Here is a 21,444-nt window from a genome sequence, read left to right on the forward strand (position 1 = left end):
TATTCAGGAGGAGGGGGACTTTATTTGCTCCTAAATCAAGCTTGATCAGGAGTATTCAGTAAATTGACAGGAGAACTCTCATCTGCAGGAGTTGTGCATATTCAGGCATCTGTCCATTAGGGCAATGTGAATACACGAGGGGCGATATGGCTGAGAAGATAGCGTGATGCCGGAGCGCTGAGATGTCCGAAGTCTACTGCCGTCAGATCAGTAGCGCGATCGGACAGCCGAGTGAGACATTGTCCGTCCGGGCATAATATGGCCTGCGAGGAAATGTATTCGGCGTGAGAGTTGTGAAAGGTTGCAAGAAAGCGCTTTTCAAACATTACGTTTAACTCATCCAGACCGTAAGTCATTCTTGGCGGCGGCAGGATGTGATAGGTATCATAATACCGTAAAATCTGATCTTTCAGAAAAGACTGCCATCTAGGGAAGGTGCCAACAATCACGATGCGGCTGTGGGGAGAAACAGCAAAAATATCGTCTATCGTCCCGCTCATCAGGGGGGCGGTCTCGACCGGGTCACTGTCGGCGTTGGATCCGAAGACATACCATGACAGCACCACGATATCGGGCTGGTAGCGTTTGATCATGTTCAGATGAGTCGCATTGACGCTGGCGAGAGGAAGTCCGATGTCGGACCGTCCTGAAGAAGGTTTTGTGAAAGGTGGCGCGTTGCCATCCGTAAGCTGGGTCAGCCCGTAATTGGGGTAATACAGATCACGCTGATGACTCAGGCCGGGATAAAGAGCGGCGGCGTAGGAGTCGCCGATCAGAAAGATATTATGCTGTCGCAGATCCAGACATTTGTGGGCCCACCACTCTTTTTCTGTAACGAAATGGCAGACACCCACGCGAAGGTTGGCGGGATAACCATAAAATTTATAGGGATTCTCCATGGCGCGCAGTGATGTAATGAGAGAAGGGGCCTGAGGGCGTAAGGAACAGAAGCCGCCTGCACGCCATGTGCCATAGCCGGCTGCGGCAATGAACAGCAGCACCATGACAATAAAGCGTGTCTTTATACGACTGGAGCCACCATACCGTGTCGGTCGTTCCACATATCGCCATGTCAGGGTCGCCAGCAGAAAAGCCAGAAGGAGATCGCCGGTTCTGACCCAGGCATCTGCCTGTCCATTGGTGAGAATGAGCGAGAAGACCAGAAGCGGCCAGTGCCACAGATAGAAGGAATAACTGATTTTTCCGATCAGGCGCAGACCGGAGATTTTCAGGATGTACCGATTGGCCAGACCATTTTCGCCAGAGCCGATCATCATGGCGGCGCCAAGAACAGGCAGCAAGGCTGCATATCCGGGAAAGTGCATCCGGGAGTTGAAGCCAAAGAAACTGGTCGCCAGAAACAGGATGCCGGGGAGAGACACATCAGGAATGCTGCCTGGACGAACCATCATGACGAAAGCCAGCAAGATACCGACACCCATTTCCCACAGGCGTGTCAGCGGCGAGTAGAAGACCAGATCACTATGGGTGGCGCTCAGAAAAACATTCGCTCCGAACGACAGCGCGGTCAGGAAGAGCAGGACGGTACAGCCTGTTTTCTGGTTTTTGCGGAACAGCAGAAACAGAAGAGGACAGAGAATGTAGAACTGTTCTTCAACACCCAGACTCCACAAATGAAGCAGGGGTTTGGTTTCGGAGAGTGTGTCGAAATATCCGGCTTCATTGAGGAGAACCAGATTGTCGGAAAAGAGCGCTCCTGCGGCAATATGACGCGCTGTAAGCGCGAGATCGCCGCATTCCATCAGCAGAGCGCTGCCTCCAAAGACTGCCAGCAGCACACAGACAAGAGGGGGAACAAGACGACGGATACGTTTTTCATAAAAGAGACAGGTATTGAAGCCATTCTGATGCAGTTCTGTCAGGCTGATCCGGCCAATCAGAAAGCCTGAAATGACGAAGAAAACATCGACCCCGCAAAAACCACCTGGAACAATTTCTGGAAACGCATGAAAGATCAGCACGGCAAGCACGGCGAGAGCCCGTAGCCCGTCAATATCCTGACGATAGGCAAAAGCCTGTCGTATCTGTGTCATTGCAGTCTTTCGTGGGATTGGTTAGCTGGCCAGCCTGAGTAGAAGACTTCATTCGGATATGCGGGAGTGATGGCTGAAATTCCAGGCGGTTTCAAGGGAGGTGAGGCAGGACATGGGCGTCTTGCTGCCCCCTGCTGGGAGCGTAACGACATCTCATGGAACAACGGGTAGTCTGTCATGGAAACCACTGGGAGCAGGTCTGACTGATGCAGGTGATGAGAAGGAAGGGGCAGGGGAGCCTGATACAGGCACTGGCCTGTCTCTCTGTTCTGGTAACGCTTTCAGCCTGCTCGCCGGTCTCCATCCACCGCCTTAGTCTGATCGACGCTTACAAGGAGCGCACCCGTAGCGCGCTGGAGACGGATCAGTTCAGCGCCTCGACCCACACGGTTCTGCAACGGCAGAACCTGCTTGCGGTCTGGAAAACGAAGCCGGAAAAAGCGCTTGCTTCTCTGAGGTTGGCCACACAGGAGGGGTTCTATTCCAAGGATGTGTCGTCCCAGATATTTGCTCTGGCGGAGCTGAACTATCTTCTGGCGCGTCGCCACCATGACCCGGCCCTGTTCATGATGGCGGCCCTGTATGCCTATGCCTATCTGTCGCCCGATGCGCCGGAGAAGGAACGCCCGAGCCCGTATGACGAGCATTTCCGTCAGGCGTGCGATCTCTACATGCTGGCTCTGACGGAGGCGCTCGGCTCCCCGGCTCGAGTGGGCTCGCAGGTCTGGACGCTGCCCGTCGGCCAACTGGAATTGCAGGCCAATCCGAACGATCTGAACTGGCACGGTCACACCCTGACGGATTTCCGCCCGACAGCCCGTTTTGCAGTCAGCGGATTGAACAACATCTATTCCGAACCCGGACTGGGTGAGCCGCTCGCCGCCATTCCACAGATGAACGCGGGGGAGACGCACTCCTTCCAGATTTCGGACAAGATGCGTGTGCCTGTCAGTCTTTTCATGGAGATTGACCATTCAAGGGAACAGGTTCTGTCCGATCATATGGTGGGTCGCATGGTGCTGACCGCCAGTGATAACGCCACGGAACGCCGCGAGGACAGCCATCAGGTCCCGTTACAGTATGATCCCACCACAGCCCGCGCCGTCAGCCTGAGTGAATCCGTCGACTGGTCTGCGGAGTATATCGGTTTTCTCAATGGCCGTTATTTTGACAACCACAAGAGACTTCAGCTTGCCGCAATCGAACCCCACAGAAAGGGGCGCATGCCGGTTGTGCTGGTTTATGGGACGGCGTCCAGCGCAGGGCGCTGGGCCAACATGATCAATGATCTGCTGGCGGACCCTGAAATCCGCAAGCATTTCGAATTCTGGGTTTTCTCCTACGGCACGGGAAATCCCATTCCGTATTCCGCTGTCCAGCTCAGGCAATCCTTGCAGGAAGCCATCCAGAATCTGGGGGGCATGCAGGCCGACCCGGCGCTTGGCCATATCACCCTGATCGGGCACAGCCAGGGCGGTCTTCTCTCCAAGATGCTGGTCATCAATGCAGAAAACCGTCTCTGGGACGGGCTCATTTCCGTGCCGCTCGATCAGTTGAATCTGACGTCGAGAACCAGGGATATGCTGAGAGAGGCCCTGTTCCCATCGGCAATGCCGGAAGTGAAGAATGTGGTGTTCATCTCGACCCCGCAGCACGGCAGTTATCTGGCGACGCTTTCCGTGTCACGCATTCTGGGAAGAATGATAACATTTCCTTTGACTGTCACGCATGTCCTGAACCAGCTTGTGCAGGCGGATGATGCGTTGCGGCTGGATATGAGCCCCTGGCGTGTCGCCAGTGTTTACGGCATGTCGCCGCAGAGCAGTTTCATCCAGTCCCTGTCAGCCATTGAGGTGTCGCCTGATGTCGAGGCGCATTCCATCATTCCGGTAACGGGAGATGGTCCCTCTCCGACCGCCAGCGACGGTGTCGTGAATTATGAAAGCGCGCATGTTCCCTATGTGAATTCCGAACTGGTTGTGAAACATTCGGAACATTCCACCCAGTCGAACCCGGTGACGATTGCGGAAGTCCGACGCATCCTGTTCGAGCAGATTCTGGAAACCTCCAGCGATCAGCCGCCTTCGGGTGATATGGCGAAAAGGAACATCATGCGTATCGGTGGCGAATATGTGCCGACCGGGAGAAGCTGGAAGTAATGCTCGGGAAAGTCGGACGATGGTGCCTGTATCTGGCCTGCGGCGTGATGCTGCTGTTTGGTATGGCGGCGTTCTGGTATTCGACCATTCTGCCTGGCTGGCTGCGTGTCGGCCTAGCCTTGCTTTTTCCTGTTCTTTTCGTCGTGTGCCTGCGGTGGAAAGGAAAAATCCGTCTGGCTGGCTGTGCCGTTCTCCTGACCAGTTTCTGGGGGTGGTATCTGACTGACCCGCCCCGTAATGATCGCATCTGGGCGGGTGAATACGCCATTCCGGCTGATACGCGGATTGACGGACATATCGTACATGTCAGTCATGTCCGGAATTTTACTTACAAAACCGAGAGTGATTACAAACCGTCTTACTATGATGCTGATTATGACCTCGACAAACTGTCCGGGGTAGATCTTGTCACGTCCTACTGGGCGGGTGACGCCATAGCCCATGTTTTCCTGTCATTTGGCTTCAGTAACGGACAGCATCTCGCCATATCGATCGAAACCAGAAGACAGAAGCGCTTTTCCTATTCGACGATTGCCGGTTTCTTTCATCATTACGAACTGTTTTACGTGACGGCCGATGAGCGTGATCTGATCGGCGTCAGAACCGATATCCGTAAGGAGCGTGTCTATCTTTATCCGTTGCAACTGGCTCCACAGACGGAACGGCGTCTGTTTCTCAGTTACCTCACCGAGATTCATACTCTGAAGACGCATCCCCAGTGGTACAACACGCTGACGGATAATTGTACGACCGGCATCCTGCAACGCGCCGATGCGCACTGGCGCTATCGTCTGGACTGGCGCGTGCTGCTCAGCGGCTATACTGCTTCTCTGGCGTATGATCTCGGGTTTCTGGATCACAGATATGATTTTCCGACCCTGAAAAGGATGAGTCTTATCCGCAGACCGAAGGACGCCCGTCCGGATTCAGATTATTCTCAGGAAATCCGGGAGAACAGGCCGCTGCGTGAAAGCGTGGATGCTCCGTGATGCAGGTGATCTCCGGTGTGGACGGCGCATCGGAGTTCATCTTTTCCAGCCAGTCTTCTGATCCCTGACACTCCCTGCACAAAGTTTTTTTACTATGCGACCCCCGTTTTTTCAGCCAGAGGAAGTGGACAAATTTTCAAAACATCCCAGCCTCTGCAGGGATGTGTTCTGGAGAGTCCTATGGGTGATTTTCAGCCCACTTACCGGAAGCTCGGCCTGCTTGATGGCTGGCGTGTTCTGGTCGCGTTGCTCTGCCTGCTCATTGGCGCAGGTCTTGCCGCGGGTGGTTTCAATCTCGTCATGCTTGGCGGCTCGCTTTACTATCTGTTCGCGGGCCTCGGTTACATCGTCCTCGCCATTCTTCTGGTACTGAAACAGCGCATCGCGTTGCCTTTCTCGATCGGCGTCTTTGTCGCGACTGTCCTGTGGGCTTTCTTTGATACGCCGGAGTTCGGCTACTGGGCGCTTCTGCCACGCCTCGTCGTCCCGACCATCCTGTTCGTCCTCAGTCTGTGGGCTACGGCCACGCTGCAGTCTTTCGCGCCGAAGACACGCAAGCAGAGCGTACTGGGTGGTCTGGCGCTGACATGCTGCCTGCTGCTTACCCTGTTCGAGGCGTTCTCGCCTCATGGCGCGATCCACAATGATACAGGCTTCAGCAAGCTGCCGCCTCTCACTGTCGCAAAAGAGGATGTCCCCGAGGACTGGCAGTATTTCGCCCGTAATGAGCACGGCACGCGCTATGTGCCCTACAGCCAGATCACACCCGAGAATGTTGGTCGTCTTCAGGTGGCGTGGGTCTATCACACAGGCCGTCGTCTGACTGGCGCGGGCACAGGGGTCGATGAAAACACGCCGCAGCAGATCGGCAATGTGCTGTATTCCTGCACGCCGGAAAATCTGATCACGGCTATCGACGGTGATACCGGCAAGGCGCTCTGGAAGTTTGATCCGCAGGCGCACTCGGCCGAGCATGTCACCTGTCGCGGCGTCGGCTATTATGACACCGATAGGGACCAGACGCTGTCCGCTGAAGACAAGGCGGTCGATCCGGATGCTCCCTGTCGTCAGAGCATCATTGTCAACACGGTCGATGCCCGTCTGATCGGGCTGGATGCCCACACCGGCAAGCTGTGCCCGAAATTCGGGAACAATGGCGTTGTCGATCTGAAGCCACGTATGGGACCAGTGGAGAACGGCAAGCGCTATCATCCGACGGGTATTCCTGTGGTGATGGGCCATACGGCCGTCATCGGCGGCTGGGTGCGTGACATCGTCCATGGCGAACCGTCCGGTGTGGTCCGCGCCTATGACGTGCGCACTGGCGCACTCGCATGGGCCTGGGATGTCGGTGATCCGGACAACGCCAATGCGGCAGACCCAAGCAAGACCTACACGCTGGAAACACCCAACGTGTGGACCATCCCGACCTATGACCGCGCTCTGAACTTTGTTTATCTGCCGACCGGCAACGGTCCACCAGATTACTGGGGCGGTGACCGTGATGCCGTGAAGGAGAAATTCGGCGCGGCCATCGTCGCCGTCGATGCCTCGACCGGCCAGACGAAGTGGGTTTTCCAGACCGTGCATCACGATGTCTGGGACTATGACCTTCCTTCCCAGCCGGTTCTGTTTGATGTGACCAACAAGCAGGGCGAGACCGTTCCCGCCCTGATCCAGACGACCAAGACTGGTAACATCTTCGTCGTTGACCGTCGCACGGGCCAGCCGGTGACAGATGTGGTGGAAAAGAAAGTCGCCACACAGCCGGTGGCGGAGGGGGAGCATCTTTCTCAAACGCAGCCTTTCTCGGTGGGGATGCCTGAAATCGGCGCCAAGCCGCTGACGGAAAGCTCCATGTGGGGTGTCAGCACGTTCGACCAACTCTACTGCCGCATCATGTTCCGCAACTCGGTCTATGAAGGGGCGTTCACGCCGCCCGGCGAGAAACCCTACATTGAATATCCGAGCCTGCTTGGTGGCATGAACTGGGGTGGCGTCTCCATCGACGAGGCGCGCGGCCTGATGTTCGTCAACGACATGCGCATGCCATTGCGCATGATGCTGGTGAACAAAAAGAACGCCTCGCGCTACAAGATTTCGATGGACGAGGTTCCGGGCTTCATGGGCACGCTGCGTCCGCAGGTGGCTGGCCCCTATCAGGGCGTCCGCATCGACATCTTGCAATCGCCGCTTGCCGTGCCCTGCAACACACCGCCTTTCGGCACGATGAGCGCCATTGATCTGCGCAGCAAGAAGCTGCTGTGGCAGGTGCCGCTGGGCACGGTGAAGGACACCGGTCCAATGGGTCTGAAGACACACATGGACGTGCCGCTTGGTCTGCCGACGCTTGGTGGTCCGACAGCAACGGCGTCCGGTCTGGTGTTCTTTGCTGGTACGCAGGACTATTATCTGCGTGCGCTGAACTCGCTCACGGGTGAGGAAGTATGGAAGGCGCGCCTGCCTGCCGGTGCTCCAGCGGCTCCGCTGGTGTTTCGCTCTCCGAAAACGGGCAAGGAATATGTGGTGATTTCAGCTGGCGGCATGAGCCATTCGCCGGATGTGAGCGACGAGATTATCGCTTACACATTGCCGGATGATGCGACGGCGCATTGATTAACCAAAGTTTTTGGTGAAGCTTTTTGAAAAAAGCTTCAGGGAACGTCGCCTTTTTGAAAAAGGCGACCCCCAAAAACTTCCTCTTGTTTCAGGGCGGATATCCCACCGGGATATCCGCCCTTTCCATATCAGGCGTTCAGATAGATGGTTTTTGTATCCACATAGGCTTCAAGCCCGTGCTGACCATCTTCGCCGCCGAGACCGCTTTCGCCATAGCCGTTGTCACACCCGTCAGCAGGGTTGGCGCATAAAAACAGCCCTTGTCATAAATACCACCTGTCAGACGCTTGCCGCCAATTTCCAGCTTCGCCCCCTGAGAGACCGCTTTTTCAACGATCTCATGCACCTTCTTCAGTTCATCCTCGCTGACCTTCGACCCCATGTCCGTTGCTGGGTCCATCGGATCACCGACTTTCAGCGCCTTGATTTTCTCACGCAGTTTCTCGGCAAACTGGTCGTAGATGGCCTCATGCACATAGGTGCGTTCATTGCTGGTGCAGATCTGTCCCGCATTGCCAAAGCGCGCCACGACAGCGGCTTCGACCGCCTTGTCGAGGTCGGCGTCATTCATGACAATGAACGGCGCCTTGCCGCCCAGTTCCAGCCGCACTTCTTTCAGGTGTTCGGCGGCAGCGGTCATGATCTTCTTACCGGCAGGTGTCGAACCGGTCATGGTGATCAGTCTCGTGTCCGGGTGTGCGACAATCGGCACACCCACTTCCGGTCCATCGCCGGTCACGATATTGACCGCGCCCGCCGGAATGCCCGCTTCCTCCACCAGCTTCGCCAGCGCCAGCGCGGAAAGCGGTGTCAGTTCATGCGGCTTGAGAACGATGGTGTTGCCTGCCGCAATCACCGGAGCGATTTTCCGGGCACAGAGCGCCAGCGGGAAATTCCACGCAGCAATGGCGCCGACGACGCCATGTGGCACTCGGTCAATCAGGATCTTTTCGCCCGGACGCTCTCCGGGGATGATCTCGCCTTCAAGACGACGGGTGTTTTCCGCGGCGAAACGCAGCAGGGCGATGGCGAAATCAACCTCTCCTGTGCCTCCTTCAGCGTTTTTCCCATTTCGGAGGTGATGGTTCTGGCAAGCGTTTCTTTGTCGCGTGCAACCAGATCACGCAATTTATACAGCGCATCGGCACGTTTGGATGCGGGGGTATCACGCCAGGCCGGAAACGCTTTTCTGGCAGCCTCTACCGCAATCTTGACGTCCTGCTCCTGCCCTCGCGCAGCCTCTCCGACAACATCACCGGTCGCCGGATTGCGGATTTGCGTCCATTCGCCGCTGGCGGGTTTTGTCCAGGAACCATCAATAAAAAGGTTATATCGTGTCTGGGAAGGCATGCGTAAATCTCTGCTTCTGAAATCTTGTAAAATGCGATTTCGGCTCAGGGTCATTTTACCGACAGCATGGTGTCGAAGACCGGAACCAGCCCGTCAGGAAACGGGAAACCGCCTTGCGTCCGCCATGACGACGGACGCACATATTTTTTCTAACTTTGCAAAACAGGGATCGTTCCCTGACGTGCATGCATGACTGCTTGAAACAGCCTGCAAGGTAGGGAAATCATTCAGATCCTGAAAAAATCAGCATATTTTTCAGGCTTGAAACCGATGACCAGTGTTGAGGCTTCCAGAACTGGACGGCGGATCATCGAGGGATTGTCGATCATGAGCTGAATGGCTTTTTCTTCAGTCAGGTCTGCCTTGTCTGCATCAGGCAGCTTCCGGAATGTCGTGCCGGAGCGATTGATCAGTTCTTCCCATCCCACTTTTTTGACCCAGTCGAGCAGACGGGCGCGATCCACGCCTTCCTTCTTGTAGTCATGAAACGTGTAAGCAATGTCGTGTGCATCCAGCCACGCCATCGCTTTTTTCATGGTGTCACATGATCTGATTCCATAAATCGCAACGGTCATCATTCAGAATCCTTGAAATGGAGCTTGAAATTTAAGGTCTAAAAAGAATTTGTAAATTATTGGCAGGATCAATGTGACCTTGCATCAGGAGGCGCGAAGACGCTGCCGCAACGCCTGCACTTCCGCCGTAAGATGAGAAATCAGAAAATCTTTTGTGCTGTGACGAACAAACCGTTCATAGGCAGGAGCTGCGGCCGTATAACCATTCCATTCTCCTCCACACAAGGGGTCCATGAGCAGGGCATCAAAACCTATTGGAACGGCTTCCTCGTCTGACGGCGGGGTATAACCGAAGAGAGCGTAGTCCCGCCGATAAAACCTCATGAGAAGCGCCTTCATCTTCTGCTCAATGTCTGCTGAAAGGCTCTCTGTCATCGATACAGGCATGGGTGGCAGAGTATCGACTGCCTTGAAAAAATCGTCACTCATGCCGCAGATCATTCCGACGGCCCTCAGGTCCTCAGGCAGGGATTCAGTGCGTACGATAAAATCGGCATATCTCTTGTTGCCAAGGTGTGTGAAACGAAATTGCGGAATGAAATGAACATAGCGGGGATCATATGAAATCCGCACTTCATCGAGTTCTTCCAGAACCTGAAGCGCATCCTGCTTCCTGTGCTGCTTCATATGCTCTTTCAAAGAGCTCACGAAACGGCTCCATGGATCACGAACAACAGCGATAACCGTGCAGGAGCGGATCTGATCCCACTCTTCTGTCTGACACAGGATATGGAGCGGTATATGGGCCTGATCGACCCATTCTCCCGTCGTGCGGAGCCATGTCCAGTCCCACCATGGTCCTGTGGCGGCGAGTGATGAAAATGCTTTCCGGAGTGCTTTTCCACCACATTTTGGCGTGTGGAGAATCAGCGTTCTGTCATTTTCGAGCAGGATCATCGTACATTCCTACAGCCCGGTCGGCACATTACGGTTCCAGCCTGTCACGAGTTGATGATTGTCGATTTCGCATGCTCGTTTCTGGAGATGCAGAGAGAGGGAAAGCAGCAGAAAGCATCTATCTTCTCATAGTGATGGCACATCACATGATCGAGCGATGTGTTGCGCAGCGTCTCGTTGGTCCTGCGATGCCAGTATTCTGCATTCTGAAGCGGCAGGCAGAGATCGAGAAGACGCCGCGCTCCTTTGGGGGATATGGCATACCCACAGATACCCAGCGCCTTGAACAGTTTGAAGGGAGACGCGTTGACAGGCCGACTGCGATAACGCTCCACGCCAAGACGCATCAGCGTCTGGTTGAAGTTTGCGACGCAATAGGTGACGCCCGGCAGCAGATCAAAGACAAGATTGACGTCGTAATTATAGCCCCAGAGGATGATATCCCACTCATTTTCAAGGGATTCTATGATTCTTTTGGATTCTTCCTGAAAGTTGCTACTCAGAATGGCGTCGTCTTCAAAAATGGAGACTGCCTGCTCATTTTCCACGACAGCATTCCACAGCAGAATGTGGGAAAGCGCCGAGCCAACAGCGCCACGACTGTAGCAGAGGTCGGGTGCAATAAGGCCCGCCGACTGTAATTCCTGCATGTCGAGTGTCTGACCGTCGATCGCACTGAAACGCCCGATGTCTGCAATAGAACCGTTCATCTGACAGAAGCTGTCATAACGTTCTACGTCACAGTCGCGATTGATCACCATCAGTTTCATATGCACGGCACCCGAATTTTTTTTCGGATTTGATCTTGGCCCTGAATATTAAAGGTAATTCTAAGGATCAGGCGAACATTACATTTCGTTTCAAAATATTATAGATTGATGTTTTTCTGCTGCCGCCCTCAACTCTAAAAGATTTACACAGCGGCTTTATGTGATCTCTGGTGCGGATGACGCCGAGCGATCTGTCGCTGCGAGCCGTGTTTACCTCTGGAAAAAATGAGATCCGGCCCGCTTCTGATCCTGCATGTCTCGTCGTATTCAGAGAGGAGAGCAGCCTCATGAACGAACACAGCATCTCACTTCCGCTCCCTCACCTGTGTATGATTTATGCACAGAAATGCCGCTGACCTACTCAGTCAAAGTGCATTTCACCCTAACTTAATGCGGCACAAAAAACTTCAAGACAGAAGCGGCTGCGATAAATCCGACGGTGCTCATGGCCCATATGGCGACGAACCACCCGAACCGGCGCAGCGGACTGCGGGGGGCTTTCTCCCCCCGACCGGAAACGATGGCGTCAGTGATACGCATCGGCTTCTGTGACCTTTCCGCGGAAAACACGATAGGAATAGATTGTATAGGTCAGGATGATGGGCAGCAGAATAGCTGTGCCAACCAGCTGGAACGCCTGACTCGAAGGCGGCGAGGACACATCCCACAGGGTCAGGGACGGCGGCACCATATAGGGGAAAATGGAAATCCCCAGACCGGTGAAGCAGAGAAAGAACCAGCCCAGCGCGCAGAGAAATGGCGTAACTGGGTGTTCCCTCTGCAATCCGCGGACAAACAGGAACCCCAGCAGCATGACCAACAGAGGCACGGGCGCGACAAACACGATGTTCGGCCAGTCTGTCCACCGCACGAGATACGGCTCATGGAGCATGGGCGTCCAGAGACTGACGGCGATGATGCCGAGGAACAGACCGATAGCCAGACGCCGCGCCCAGAAGCGACAGCTTGCTTCCAGCACACCTGTGGTGCGCCAGACCAGCCAGCAAGCGCCAAGCAGGGCGTAACCGCACATCACGGACAATCCGCAAAGAATGCTGAAAGGCGTCAGCCAGTCGAGCGGACCGCCGTTGAAAGCGCCTTTTGTTACGGACACGCCCTGAATGATACCGCCCAGAATGGCGCCCTGACAGAAAGCAGCGATAGCAGATCCTCCAAAGAAGGCCAGATCCCAGAGAGCAGAACGCCCGCTATCGCGTGTCATGATACGGAATTCGAAAGCGACTCCGCGAAAGATCAGCGCCAGAACCATCAGAAGAATTGGAAGATACAATGCCGGCAGCAGTGTGGAGTAAGCTCCGGGGAAGACGCCATAAAGCGTAGCGCCCCCGAGAATCATCCAGGTTTCGTTGCCGTCCCATACGGGGGCGACAGTATTGACCATGACATCCCGTCGGCCCCGATCTCGCTCGACGGCGAACAACATGCCGATCCCGAGGTCGAAGCCATCCAGAATGACATAGATAAGGATTGCGGCGGCCAGGATCACCGTCCAGATGACCGGTAGCCAGTAAGCTGCACCACTCATTTTATCGCGCTCCGTGGTCTGGAGAGGAAAGAACGGTTTCTGGATGAGACCGTGTGCCGAGAACCGAAGCCGTGCCCTGTTCGCTCAGATCATGCTCGCCTTCTTCCGGCTGACGGCTCAGCATGCGCAGAAGAATGCCGATCCCGGTGCCAAAGACGATGACGTAAACCACGACAAATGCCGTCATGGAGATGGCCATGCTGGGCAGCATGATGGGGGAAACGCTGTCAGCCGTTCTGAGCAGGCCATACACGGTCCATGGCTGACGTCCGACTTCGGTCGTGACCCAACCGCAGAGCAGGGCGAGAAAACCTGAAGGCGCCATGACCAGTGCCATTCTGTGCAGAAGCGGGCTTGTAAACAGCCTGCCACGCCAGCGCATATAGAGAGACAGGAAGCCCGTCGCCGCCATCAGCATTCCGAGCGCGATCATGATACGGAAGGTAAAGAAGATGATCGGCGACGGAGGCCGTTGATCTGCTGGAAAGTCCTTCATGCCCGGCACTTTGCCGTCAAGACTGTGCGTCAGGATCAGGGAACCTGCGAAGGGCAGCTTGATGGCGTAATCGGTGTGCTCGGTTTTCATGTTTGGGATGCCGAACAGGATTTCCGGAGCACGACTTTCCGTTTCCCAGTCGCCTTCGAGTGCGGCAATTTTCACCGGTTGATGTTTCAGCGTGTTCAGACCGTGTGCATCCCCGGCAAGAATCTGGAGCGGAGCCACGATGGTCGCCATCCACATGGCCATGGAGAACATGACTTTCACGGGCTGGCTGATGGGCTGCCCTTTCCGCTTGTCCCGCATCATGTGCCATGCGGCTGTGCCACCGATGATGAACGCGACAGACAGGAAGGCCGCCATGCCCATATGCACAAGGCGATAGGGGAAAGAGGGATTAAAGATGATCGCCAGCCAGCTTTCCGGCATGAAGCGTCCGGTTGCGGGGTCAATGCTGTAACCAGCGGGAGTCTGCATCCATGAATTGGAGGCCAGAATCCAGGTCATGGAGATCAGGGTTCCGACCGAGACGCAGCAGGTGGCGGCGAAATGCAGTCCGCGTCCGACCTTGTTCATCCCGAAAAGCATGACGCCCAGAAAGCCAGCTTCTAGAAAGAACGCCGTCATCACTTCATAGGACAGCAGAACTCCCGTAATCGGTCCGGCCTTCTGGGAAAAGACGGACCAGTTGGTGCCGAATTCGTAGGACATCACCAGTCCGGAGACGACGCCCATTCCGAACACCACGGAAAAGATCTTGATCCAGTAACGGTAGAGATCAAGATAGACCTGCTTGTCTGTCTTGAGCCAGAGCCCTTCCAGCACAGCTAGATAGGCAGCAAGTCCGATTGAAAAAGCCGGGAAAACGATATGAACGCCTACGGTAAAGGCGAACTGAAAGCGGGCCAGAAGCAGTGCTGATGCCGCGGAGACCATTCGGGCGCTCCTTAGAATTGTCGCATGAAGGTAATTCGCTTTATAACGTCTGACCGTTCGGACAAGTTGCATTGGAATTTTTATTTATATCAGATTAGTTTCTGCAAATAATAATCCATATCAGCAAAGAATCTTTTTGGTCGACTGATCTTCATGAGCTTGGGTAGCTTCGGCAGCGCCTTTATCTGCAGGGCAGAAAGTTTTTGGTGAAGCTTTTTTCAAAAAGCTTCATAGGTATTTCCATTTTGAAAAAAGGAAATACCCAGAAATCTCTTTTGATTCAGGCAGGCCCCCGTCAGGAAAGTCCGGCTCCCTGTGTTTCAAGCAGCAGGCGGAACATCTGAGAGCCGCAGCACATATAAAGTTCGTTCCGTTTTGGACCACCAAAGGTGAGGTTGGAGCATCCGAACGGCAGGCGGATCCACCCGATCAGTTTTCCGGCAGGGTTGTAACAGAGCACACCCGCCAATCCGAAGGGACCGGAGGCCCCGCACCATAGATTCCCGAAGACGTCTGCCCGGATACCGTCTGGAATCATATTGTGATTTTCAAGCATGAAAGAGCAGAAGACGCGGCGATTCCGGGGAAGGCCGTCCACCATATCGAACGCATAGATCACGCGTTGAGTGCCGCTTTGGGAAGAACCTGAAACCGTACCGGTGGCGTAGAAAATCTTCTGGTCCGGTGAAAAGCACAGACCATTCGGGGAGGGGACATCTTCCGGGGAAAGAACGGCTTTGATCTGGCCGTTCTGGCCATCGACCCGGAAAATATGAACGGCCTGCCGTGCATGACCAGCGAACTGAACGGGGACTTCGGTCCCAAGAGTCCAGCGTAACTTGCCAGTCGGATTGGCTCCATTGCCGGGAGAGTCCGGATGTCCTTCGATCAGAGTGTCGCCATAGGCCGGATCAGTAAACCATATGCTGTTGTCGAGTGGATTGACGATCACGTCGTTGGGGGAATTGAGCGGTTTTCCGTTGAACGAGTCCGCGATGACACTGCAACTTCCATCATGTTCCCAACGGATGACGCGCCGCATGTCATGTTCGCAGGTGATGATGCGACCCTGTGTGTCGAGGGTATTCCCATTGCTGTGGTAGCTTTCCTGCCGAAACACGGACAGAGACCCTTCACCTGATTCAGCAGGTGGAATCAGACGATATTGCTGACTGCGGATCGTATCGCTGAGCAGCAGGATACGGGCTTCTCCAAGCCAGGTCGGTCCTTCGAGCCAGCCGCCGCCTGTCAGAACACGCTGTATGGGCGTGTTGGGAAACAGCAGATCCTTGAAGGAGGGATCAAGACTGATGACATCCGGGTCTGGAAGGAAAGCCGTTGGAGCCCGTCCACTCCATGAACGGGGAGGCGATGACACGGTTGACGGCGGCTCGGGTGGTGCGGACGCCGCTTTCACGGTTGATGCGGCCACCATGCTGAGACCAGTAGCAAGAAATGTCCGTCGTCCGGTCAGTGTCGGCATGAATACAGTCTCCCGATTGGCTTCTCTGTTCGATGATCCGGACTGACGCGAGAGGCCCGGTTCTCTGGTCTCGGTGGAGTATGGTTTAAAACATCGAGAATTTACAGATCAATACATCTTGCGTTTTCAGCCTTTACAGTCCCAGCCTCTCATAATGGATCAAATACGCCATATCGGGGCGTGGTAAATCAGAGATGGGATCGCATGAAAACGGATGAGATTCTTCGTGAACTGGCGCCGCAGGGTGTCATCAGGACGGCGATCAATCTGGGTAATCCCGTTCTGGCATGTCGCGATGCGACAACAGGAGAGCTGGCTGGAGTCTCGGTCGATCTGGCGCAGGAGGTGGGTCGACGGCTGGGCGTAGGCATTGAACTCAGGCCATTTGATGCAGCAGGCAAGGTGACGCAGGCTGTTTCATCCGGCGAACTGGATATGATGTTTCTGGCGGTAGACCCGGTCCGGGCCACTGAAATCCTTTTTACCGCGCCTTATGTCGTGATTGAGGGAACCTATCTTGTCCGTGACGATGCGCCTTATCAGACCGTGGAGGATCTGGACCGCACCGGAGTTCGCATCGCTGTTGGAAAAGGAGCGGCTTATGACCTGTTTCTGACACGCCATCTGGAACAGGCTTCTCTAGAACGGGCCTCGACTTCGCCCGACGCCATTGCTCTTTTCGTGGAACAGAAACTGGATGCCGCCGCAGGGGTGCGCCAGCCTTTGACGGCTTATGCTGAGGAAAATCCCGGCTATCGAGTGCTTCCCGGACGTTTCACGGCGATCGAACAAGGGATGGGTGTGCCGAAAGGGCGCGAAATCGCGAGAGCCTGGTTGCAGGATTTTGTTGAGGACGTGAAAGGGAGTGGGCTGGTTAGAAAGTTACTTGATAAGCACGGACAGAATACGGCCAGTGTGGCACCGCCCGCCGGAGGGTGGCCGACTTTCTGATTGACGAGGTCTTACGTATCCGCCCTGAGAAAAACAGGTTCGTCAGTCGGCTGCCATGGACTGAAACGATGCATAACCTGCTCAAAACGACCCGAAGACGTAAATTCTCTGAGCCATGCTTGCAGACGGGGAATGTTTTGCGCTTCGAACCAGATTGAATCCGTTGCAGCAAACTGACGGACAAAGGGCGCAATGGCTGCATCCGTAAGGCCAAAATATGCTCCGCTCAGGAAATGCGCGGTTTCCAGCATCTGCTCCAGATCAAGAAGGCTCTGCAACGCTTCCTGACGGTGATAATGCGGATCGCTATTGTGACGGGTTGCATATTTGTAAAGATCGAGATGATGCTTGAAAGATGTGTCATTCCGTTCGATCAGATCGTAACGGGGTTTTGCCAGCCAGTTTTCAGGATCGGATTGGGAAAGCGCCCATTTCATGATGTCCAGGCTTTGATCAATGACGTGGTCCTTAGATAAAACGAGGACCGGAACAGTGCCTTTGGGCGATGCAGTCAGCATGGCCTCCGGTTTCGCCGCCAGTTTGATTTCCCGACATTCACAGTCAGTCCCACTGGACAGAAGGGCAAGACGCGCCCGCATTGCGTAGGGACAGCGTCGAAAAGTGTAGAGAACAGGAAATGTCATTTTTACACGTGGATCAGGTCTGAATGAGGTTTCGCGACTAGAGGCTTTCTTCAAGCGAAATACAGGAAAAACGTTTCAGATCGCACCTGAATTTCCCGCAAATTGACCCCAACAGAGATCTTGTAAATCCATCATACGTTTTTGGTGAGGTAGATCAGGAGTATATCCCAGAGAGCAGACACAAAAAAAGCCGCCCTGACGGACGGCTTTTCCAGACGGCATTGCTGCCAATCTTTAAATCACGCAGCCTTGAGATTGACTGCGGACTTCTTGCCATTACGGCCAGCTTCGATCTCGTATGAAATCTGCTGCCCTTCATTAAGCGAAGCCATGCCGGCGCGCTCAAGGGCTGTAATGTGGACGAACACATCCGGGGAGCCATCCTCCGGCTGAATGAATCCAAAACCTTTTGTAGAATTAAACCACTTTACGGTGCCTGTTGTCATAACGAGGCTCCTTTTTAACATGGTGGTCGCGCACAGAACACGTGCACAATCGTAACTTCCAACGGGACAAACTGACACAACGTGCATCAGCGACCCTCATATAGAGCATCCACCGAGGATGTTATTCACATAAAGGCGAGTGGAAAGCAAGAAAAATAATCACATTTTATCAGTCTGATAAAATAATAAATGTTACAGAGTGTGTTTATCCTTCGAAATGAGGCTTTTATTTTTTAGGTAATATTTTTCACTAGAGTGCAGCATATACTAACGAGTAAAAACAGGAGGAAGACATCCTCCGCCAAAATGATCTGAAGCAGGCACTTTCTGACAACGCCACGCCAAGTCTGCGAGGCCTGTCTCTGCGAAAAAAGCAATGCAGAACTTCATGGCGCTATTGCCGTCTGGAACCCCATCGCCCTTGAACAGAAAGCTTTGAAAGCCCATTTTCTTCCGCAGATCATTTGATCCGAATTGTTTGCAGGAGAATTATCCATGTCCTACGCGCTGCTTGATGCCGCCCGTGTCGCCAAGGCTGCCAAGACGTCCCTCGACGTGCTCAAGGCCGCCAATGAGTCCTCGGAAGCGCATCAGCGTAAAACAATCATGGTCGAGCGTATTGCAGCCCTTGCTCACGCGGCCTCAGAGTCACCAAAGAATGATGGCGTGACACTGACATCGGAAGAGTTCTGGCTGATCAGCCTCAACTGGTAACTGAAAGAGACCATACGAGAAGGAGCCCCTCCCATGGCGTTCACATTGACAAGCCCGGCTTTCAGCAATGGTGCCGTAATGCCTCAGGCGCAGGTCTATTCCGGCATGGGACAGACGGGGAAAAATCTGTCTCCTCCGCTGCAATGGGAAGGGGCACCTGCAGGAACAAAGAGCTTTGTTGTCACGCTCTATGATCCTGATGCTCCCACCGGTTCAGGCTGGTGGCATTGGGTGGTCGCCAACATTCCGGCCGATGTGACGTCGCTGCCGGAAGGTGCGGGTTCGGGCAAGGGCGGGCTGCCGCAGGGCGCGCTTGAGGTGCGGACCGACTTTGGCGTTCCTGGCTATGGCGGCGCGGCGCCGCCTCCCGGGCATGTGCATCGCTATGTGTTCACCGTGACCGCGCTGGATGTTCCAAAGCTTGAAGTGACTGCGGATTCCAGTCCGGCTCTTGCCGGTTTCATGGCGCATCATCACCGTCTGGCGTCGGCCCAACTGACCGTTCTTTACGGTTCTGGCGCAAAAAGCCCATAATTCCGTGATTATGATAAGGTGAGATGAAGTCTTTGGAGCGGGGTTGCTGTTCTTGCGCCCTGTTCCCACCTTAAACACAAGGTAGTCCGGTCGAGTGACCATGAGGGATCAAGCAGATGAATAGCCAGGAACGCGATCTGATATCTAACTTCATTGCGCGTGTCGGCGGAGCGCCGCAGGCCAGTGCCGGGAGTGTGCCATCCACCAACCCATCCCTGCCGCCGATTGATCCTGAAGCGGATGCCTTCATCGCCCAGAACTTCCAGAAATATCCGGAAGCCCGTTATCGCATCACCCAGATGGCGGTGGTGCAGGAAGCAGCGCTCGTCGAGGCCCAGAACCGTATCCGCGAGCTGCAGTTCCAGCTTCAGCAGGCGCAGCAGGCCCTGCAACAGGCCCAGCAGTCGAAAGGCAGCTCGGGCGGGTTCCTTGGCGGACTGTTCGGTGGCGGTCAGCAGCGTCCGCAGCAGGCTCCTCCTCCGGGTTGGGGTGGTCAGCCGGGTTATGCCCAGCAGCCACAGCCTCAGATGCAGCCCATGCCGCCCGGATTCCAGCCGGGTATGTTCCGGCAGGGTGGATCGGGCTTTCTGGGTTCAGCCCTGACAACCGCCGCCGGTGTTGCTGGCGGCATGATGGCGGCGAACGCGCTGGAAGGCCTGTTCAGCGGCCATCACGATGCCGGGGCCGCCGCCGGTGGCTGGGGCGCTCCCGATCAGACAGTCGTCAATAACTACTACGGTGATTCATCAGGATCCGGTGCGGCCGGCGCACCGGATCCGTTTGCTGGCGCAGGCACCACGGCTGATCAGGGCTTCGACGCTGGAGGCGATAGCGGCAGCAATGATGGTTGGGGTGGCGATGGCGGCGGCGACTGGGGTGGCGGAGATGATCAGTCGTTCTGATTGATCCTGCCGATTCTTCGGATCTGTCGCCTACACAAACATTACTGAAATGTGTTTTCTACGACCCGGTTCTCTGTGATGAGGATCGGGTTTTTCATTGGAGAAGCAGGGCTTGACTCCCTTTGCCGGGTTCGGAGCAATGCCCTGAAAAGAGTATCGGCAAACTCCACAGGCCCTTTCCAGTTTGTGAATCCATCAATCCTCCCAACCTGTCGTTCATCAGCTGCGCATCTGTGACTTCATCGCAACAGGCGGCGAAAAGGACCCGAGAAAGACAGCAGAGCCTCAACCTCCCGCGACGTTTCACGTTCACAACCGAGAAGACCAGCCGGATCGAAGCATGGAAGCGTGTTGATGCGGGTCATTCATACAATGGCAACTGATTGCATCCGGACAGCGACGTGTTAGACAGGACAATAGAAAGACGCTCAGAGAAGCATAATATGTTCGTCCTGCTGGCTGGCCTTGCGGTCCCGGAGAGGGATGACGGGGTAACGGAGAGACTGACGGGCATGGGCTCAGTGAAGGAAGACCTGCATCTGGAATCTTTTTCCGGTGTTTCGGGCCGTTCGGTGAAAACCCGCATTCGCGCTTTCCGTAACGGGACCCTGATGCTTGGGACGCTGGCTCTGGCTGGCTGTTCCTCCTGGGTGGCGCCCAAGCCGACCGACCCTGATGCGCTGGCTGAATATCAGGAAGCCAACGACAAGTATGAGCCGCTCAACCGGAAGATGTACAATCTTTCTGTGACATTGGATAAATATTCCATGCGGCCTGTCGCCAAGGCCTATGTCTGGGCCGTGCCGATTCCTGTGCGCAAGTCGCTCGGTAACATGGTCCAGACCATGAACGAGCCGGTTGTGTTCTTCAACGACGTCGGCGCAGGCAAGCCGCGCCGTGCGGGCGATGCCTTTGTCCGCTGGTGCATCAACATGGTCGCCGGTGTCGGAGGCTTCATCGATGTGGCGAAATATGCCGGCTATCCGCACCACGACAATGATGGCGGCCTGACCCTCGCCACATGGGGGATTGCGTCCGGACCGTATCTCTTCCTGCCCATGATGGGTCCTTCCACATTCCGAGACGGTATCGGCTACGGGCTGGATCAGGGACTGTCTCCGTGGAACTATGTTCCGCGCGGCTATGGCCTGCTGACGTTCAACTGGGCCTATAATATCATGGGTGTCATCAATACCCGGGCCAATCATCTTGATGATCTGGATCAGGTGCAGCGGGATGCGCTTGATCCGTATGCGACCATCAGGAGCGCGTATCAGCAGCAACGCAAGGCCATGGCGGAGGCTATCAAGAACGACCATCGGGCGACTGTTCCCGACTGGTACAATTGATCCGCCTTGAGAAAAATCCAGAAGAAG

17 protein-coding genes and 1 pseudogene are annotated in these 21,444 nt (G+C 55.0%); 8 read left to right on the forward strand and 10 right to left on the reverse strand.

Going from position 1 to position 21,444, the window contains the following annotated elements; translation table 11 throughout:
• Positions 1-116 precede the first annotated feature (116 nt).
• Complete coding sequence (locus EMQ_RS10870; RefSeq protein ID WP_010666840.1) at positions 117-2,054, reverse strand: acyltransferase family protein; 1,938 nt, start codon at positions 2,052-2,054, stop codon at positions 117-119.
• A 206-nt stretch (positions 2,055-2,260) separates the two neighbouring features.
• Here EMQ_RS10870 and EMQ_RS10875 point away from each other — a divergent pair, with 206 nt between their 5' ends.
• The 3 genes from EMQ_RS10875 (at position 2,261) to EMQ_RS10885 (ending at position 7,818) form a co-directional block, all read left to right on the forward strand.
• The gene (locus EMQ_RS10875; RefSeq protein ID WP_010666841.1) at positions 2,261-4,213 is read left to right on the forward strand and encodes an esterase/lipase family protein; all 1,953 of its coding nucleotides are present in this window, start codon (positions 2,261-2,263) and stop codon (positions 4,211-4,213) included.
• On the forward strand, positions 4,213-5,202 hold the full coding sequence (locus EMQ_RS10880; RefSeq protein ID WP_010666842.1) for an Lnb N-terminal periplasmic domain-containing protein: 990 nt from the start codon (positions 4,213-4,215) through the stop codon (positions 5,200-5,202). Before EMQ_RS10875 ends, EMQ_RS10880 begins: the two co-directional genes overlap by 1 nt.
• Positions 5,203-5,382: 180 nt before the next feature.
• Positions 5,383-7,818, forward strand: coding sequence for a membrane-bound PQQ-dependent dehydrogenase, glucose/quinate/shikimate family (locus EMQ_RS10885; RefSeq protein ID WP_018308009.1), 2,436 nt, complete (start codon positions 5,383-5,385; stop codon positions 7,816-7,818).
• Between the two features lie 131 nt (positions 7,819-7,949).
• Here the strand turns inward: EMQ_RS10885 and EMQ_RS10890 are convergent.
• The 7 genes and pseudogenes from EMQ_RS10890 to EMQ_RS10925 all read right to left on the reverse strand — a co-directional run bounded on the left by EMQ_RS10890 (position 7,950) and on the right by EMQ_RS10925 (position 15,877).
• A pseudogene (locus EMQ_RS10890) lies at positions 7,950-9,171 on the reverse strand (aldehyde dehydrogenase family protein).
• 227 nt (positions 9,172-9,398) lie between these two features.
• Complete coding sequence (locus EMQ_RS10895; protein ID WP_018308008.1) at positions 9,399-9,749, reverse strand: ArsC family reductase; 351 nt, start codon at positions 9,747-9,749, stop codon at positions 9,399-9,401.
• A gap of 81 nt (positions 9,750-9,830) precedes the next feature.
• Positions 9,831-10,643 (reverse strand): sulfotransferase family 2 domain-containing protein, encoded by an 813-nt coding sequence (locus EMQ_RS10900; RefSeq protein ID WP_010666482.1) that lies wholly within the window; start codon positions 10,641-10,643, stop codon positions 9,831-9,833.
• A gap of 44 nt (positions 10,644-10,687) precedes the next feature.
• Positions 10,688-11,413 (reverse strand): glycosyltransferase family 25 protein, encoded by a 726-nt coding sequence (locus EMQ_RS10905; RefSeq protein WP_010666483.1) that lies wholly within the window; start codon positions 11,411-11,413, stop codon positions 10,688-10,690.
• 526 nt (positions 11,414-11,939) lie between these two features.
• Positions 11,940-12,959 carry a cytochrome d ubiquinol oxidase subunit II gene (cydB, locus tag EMQ_RS10915; RefSeq protein WP_010666485.1) on the reverse strand — a complete coding sequence of 340 codons (1,020 nt, stop codon included), beginning with the start codon at positions 12,957-12,959 and terminating at the stop codon, positions 11,940-11,942.
• A 1-nt stretch (position 12,960) separates the two neighbouring features.
• The gene (locus EMQ_RS10920; RefSeq protein ID WP_018308007.1) at positions 12,961-14,394 is read right to left on the reverse strand and encodes a cytochrome ubiquinol oxidase subunit I; all 1,434 of its coding nucleotides are present in this window, start codon (positions 14,392-14,394) and stop codon (positions 12,961-12,963) included.
• Positions 14,395-14,689: 295 nt separating this feature from the next.
• On the reverse strand, positions 14,690-15,877 hold the full coding sequence (locus EMQ_RS10925; RefSeq protein WP_010668205.1) for an SMP-30/gluconolactonase/LRE family protein: 1,188 nt from the start codon (positions 15,875-15,877) through the stop codon (positions 14,690-14,692).
• A 204-nt stretch (positions 15,878-16,081) separates the two neighbouring features.
• Between EMQ_RS10925 and EMQ_RS10930 the strand changes: the two genes are divergently transcribed.
• Positions 16,082-16,828 (forward strand): ABC transporter substrate-binding protein, encoded by a 747-nt coding sequence (locus tag EMQ_RS10930; protein WP_010668204.1) that lies wholly within the window; start codon positions 16,082-16,084, stop codon positions 16,826-16,828.
• An 11-nt stretch (positions 16,829-16,839) separates the two neighbouring features.
• Here the strand turns inward: EMQ_RS10930 and EMQ_RS10935 are convergent, their stop codons facing one another.
• Complete coding sequence (locus EMQ_RS10935) at positions 16,840-17,472, reverse strand: glutathione S-transferase (protein WP_010668203.1); 633 nt, start codon at positions 17,470-17,472, stop codon at positions 16,840-16,842.
• Between the two features lie 239 nt (positions 17,473-17,711).
• Positions 17,712-17,918 (reverse strand): cold-shock protein, encoded by a 207-nt coding sequence (locus EMQ_RS10940; RefSeq protein ID WP_010667901.1) that lies wholly within the window; start codon positions 17,916-17,918, stop codon positions 17,712-17,714.
• Positions 17,919-18,413: 495 nt separating this feature from the next.
• Between EMQ_RS10940 and EMQ_RS10945 the strand changes: the two genes are divergently transcribed.
• The 4 genes from EMQ_RS10945 to EMQ_RS10960 all read left to right on the forward strand — a co-directional run bounded on the left by EMQ_RS10945 (position 18,414) and on the right by EMQ_RS10960 (position 21,417).
• The gene (locus EMQ_RS10945) at positions 18,414-18,632 is read left to right on the forward strand and encodes a hypothetical protein (RefSeq protein ID WP_010667902.1); all 219 of its coding nucleotides are present in this window, start codon (positions 18,414-18,416) and stop codon (positions 18,630-18,632) included.
• 33 nt (positions 18,633-18,665) lie between these two features.
• Positions 18,666-19,166: a kinase inhibitor gene (locus tag EMQ_RS10950; protein WP_010667903.1), complete on the forward strand. Its 501-nt coding sequence runs from the start codon at positions 18,666-18,668 to the stop codon at positions 19,164-19,166.
• Between the two features lie 116 nt (positions 19,167-19,282).
• Positions 19,283-20,068 (forward strand): DUF2076 domain-containing protein, encoded by a 786-nt coding sequence (locus tag EMQ_RS10955; RefSeq protein ID WP_010667904.1) that lies wholly within the window; start codon positions 19,283-19,285, stop codon positions 20,066-20,068.
• Between the two features lie 611 nt (positions 20,069-20,679).
• The gene (locus EMQ_RS10960; RefSeq protein ID WP_231368047.1) at positions 20,680-21,417 is read left to right on the forward strand and encodes an MlaA family lipoprotein; all 738 of its coding nucleotides are present in this window, start codon (positions 20,680-20,682) and stop codon (positions 21,415-21,417) included.
• Positions 21,418-21,444: the final 27 nt, after the last annotated feature.

It is taken from the genome of Acetobacter aceti NBRC 14818 (genome assembly GCF_000193495.2).
Taxonomy (GTDB): Bacteria; Pseudomonadota; Alphaproteobacteria; order Acetobacterales; family Acetobacteraceae; genus Acetobacter; species Acetobacter aceti.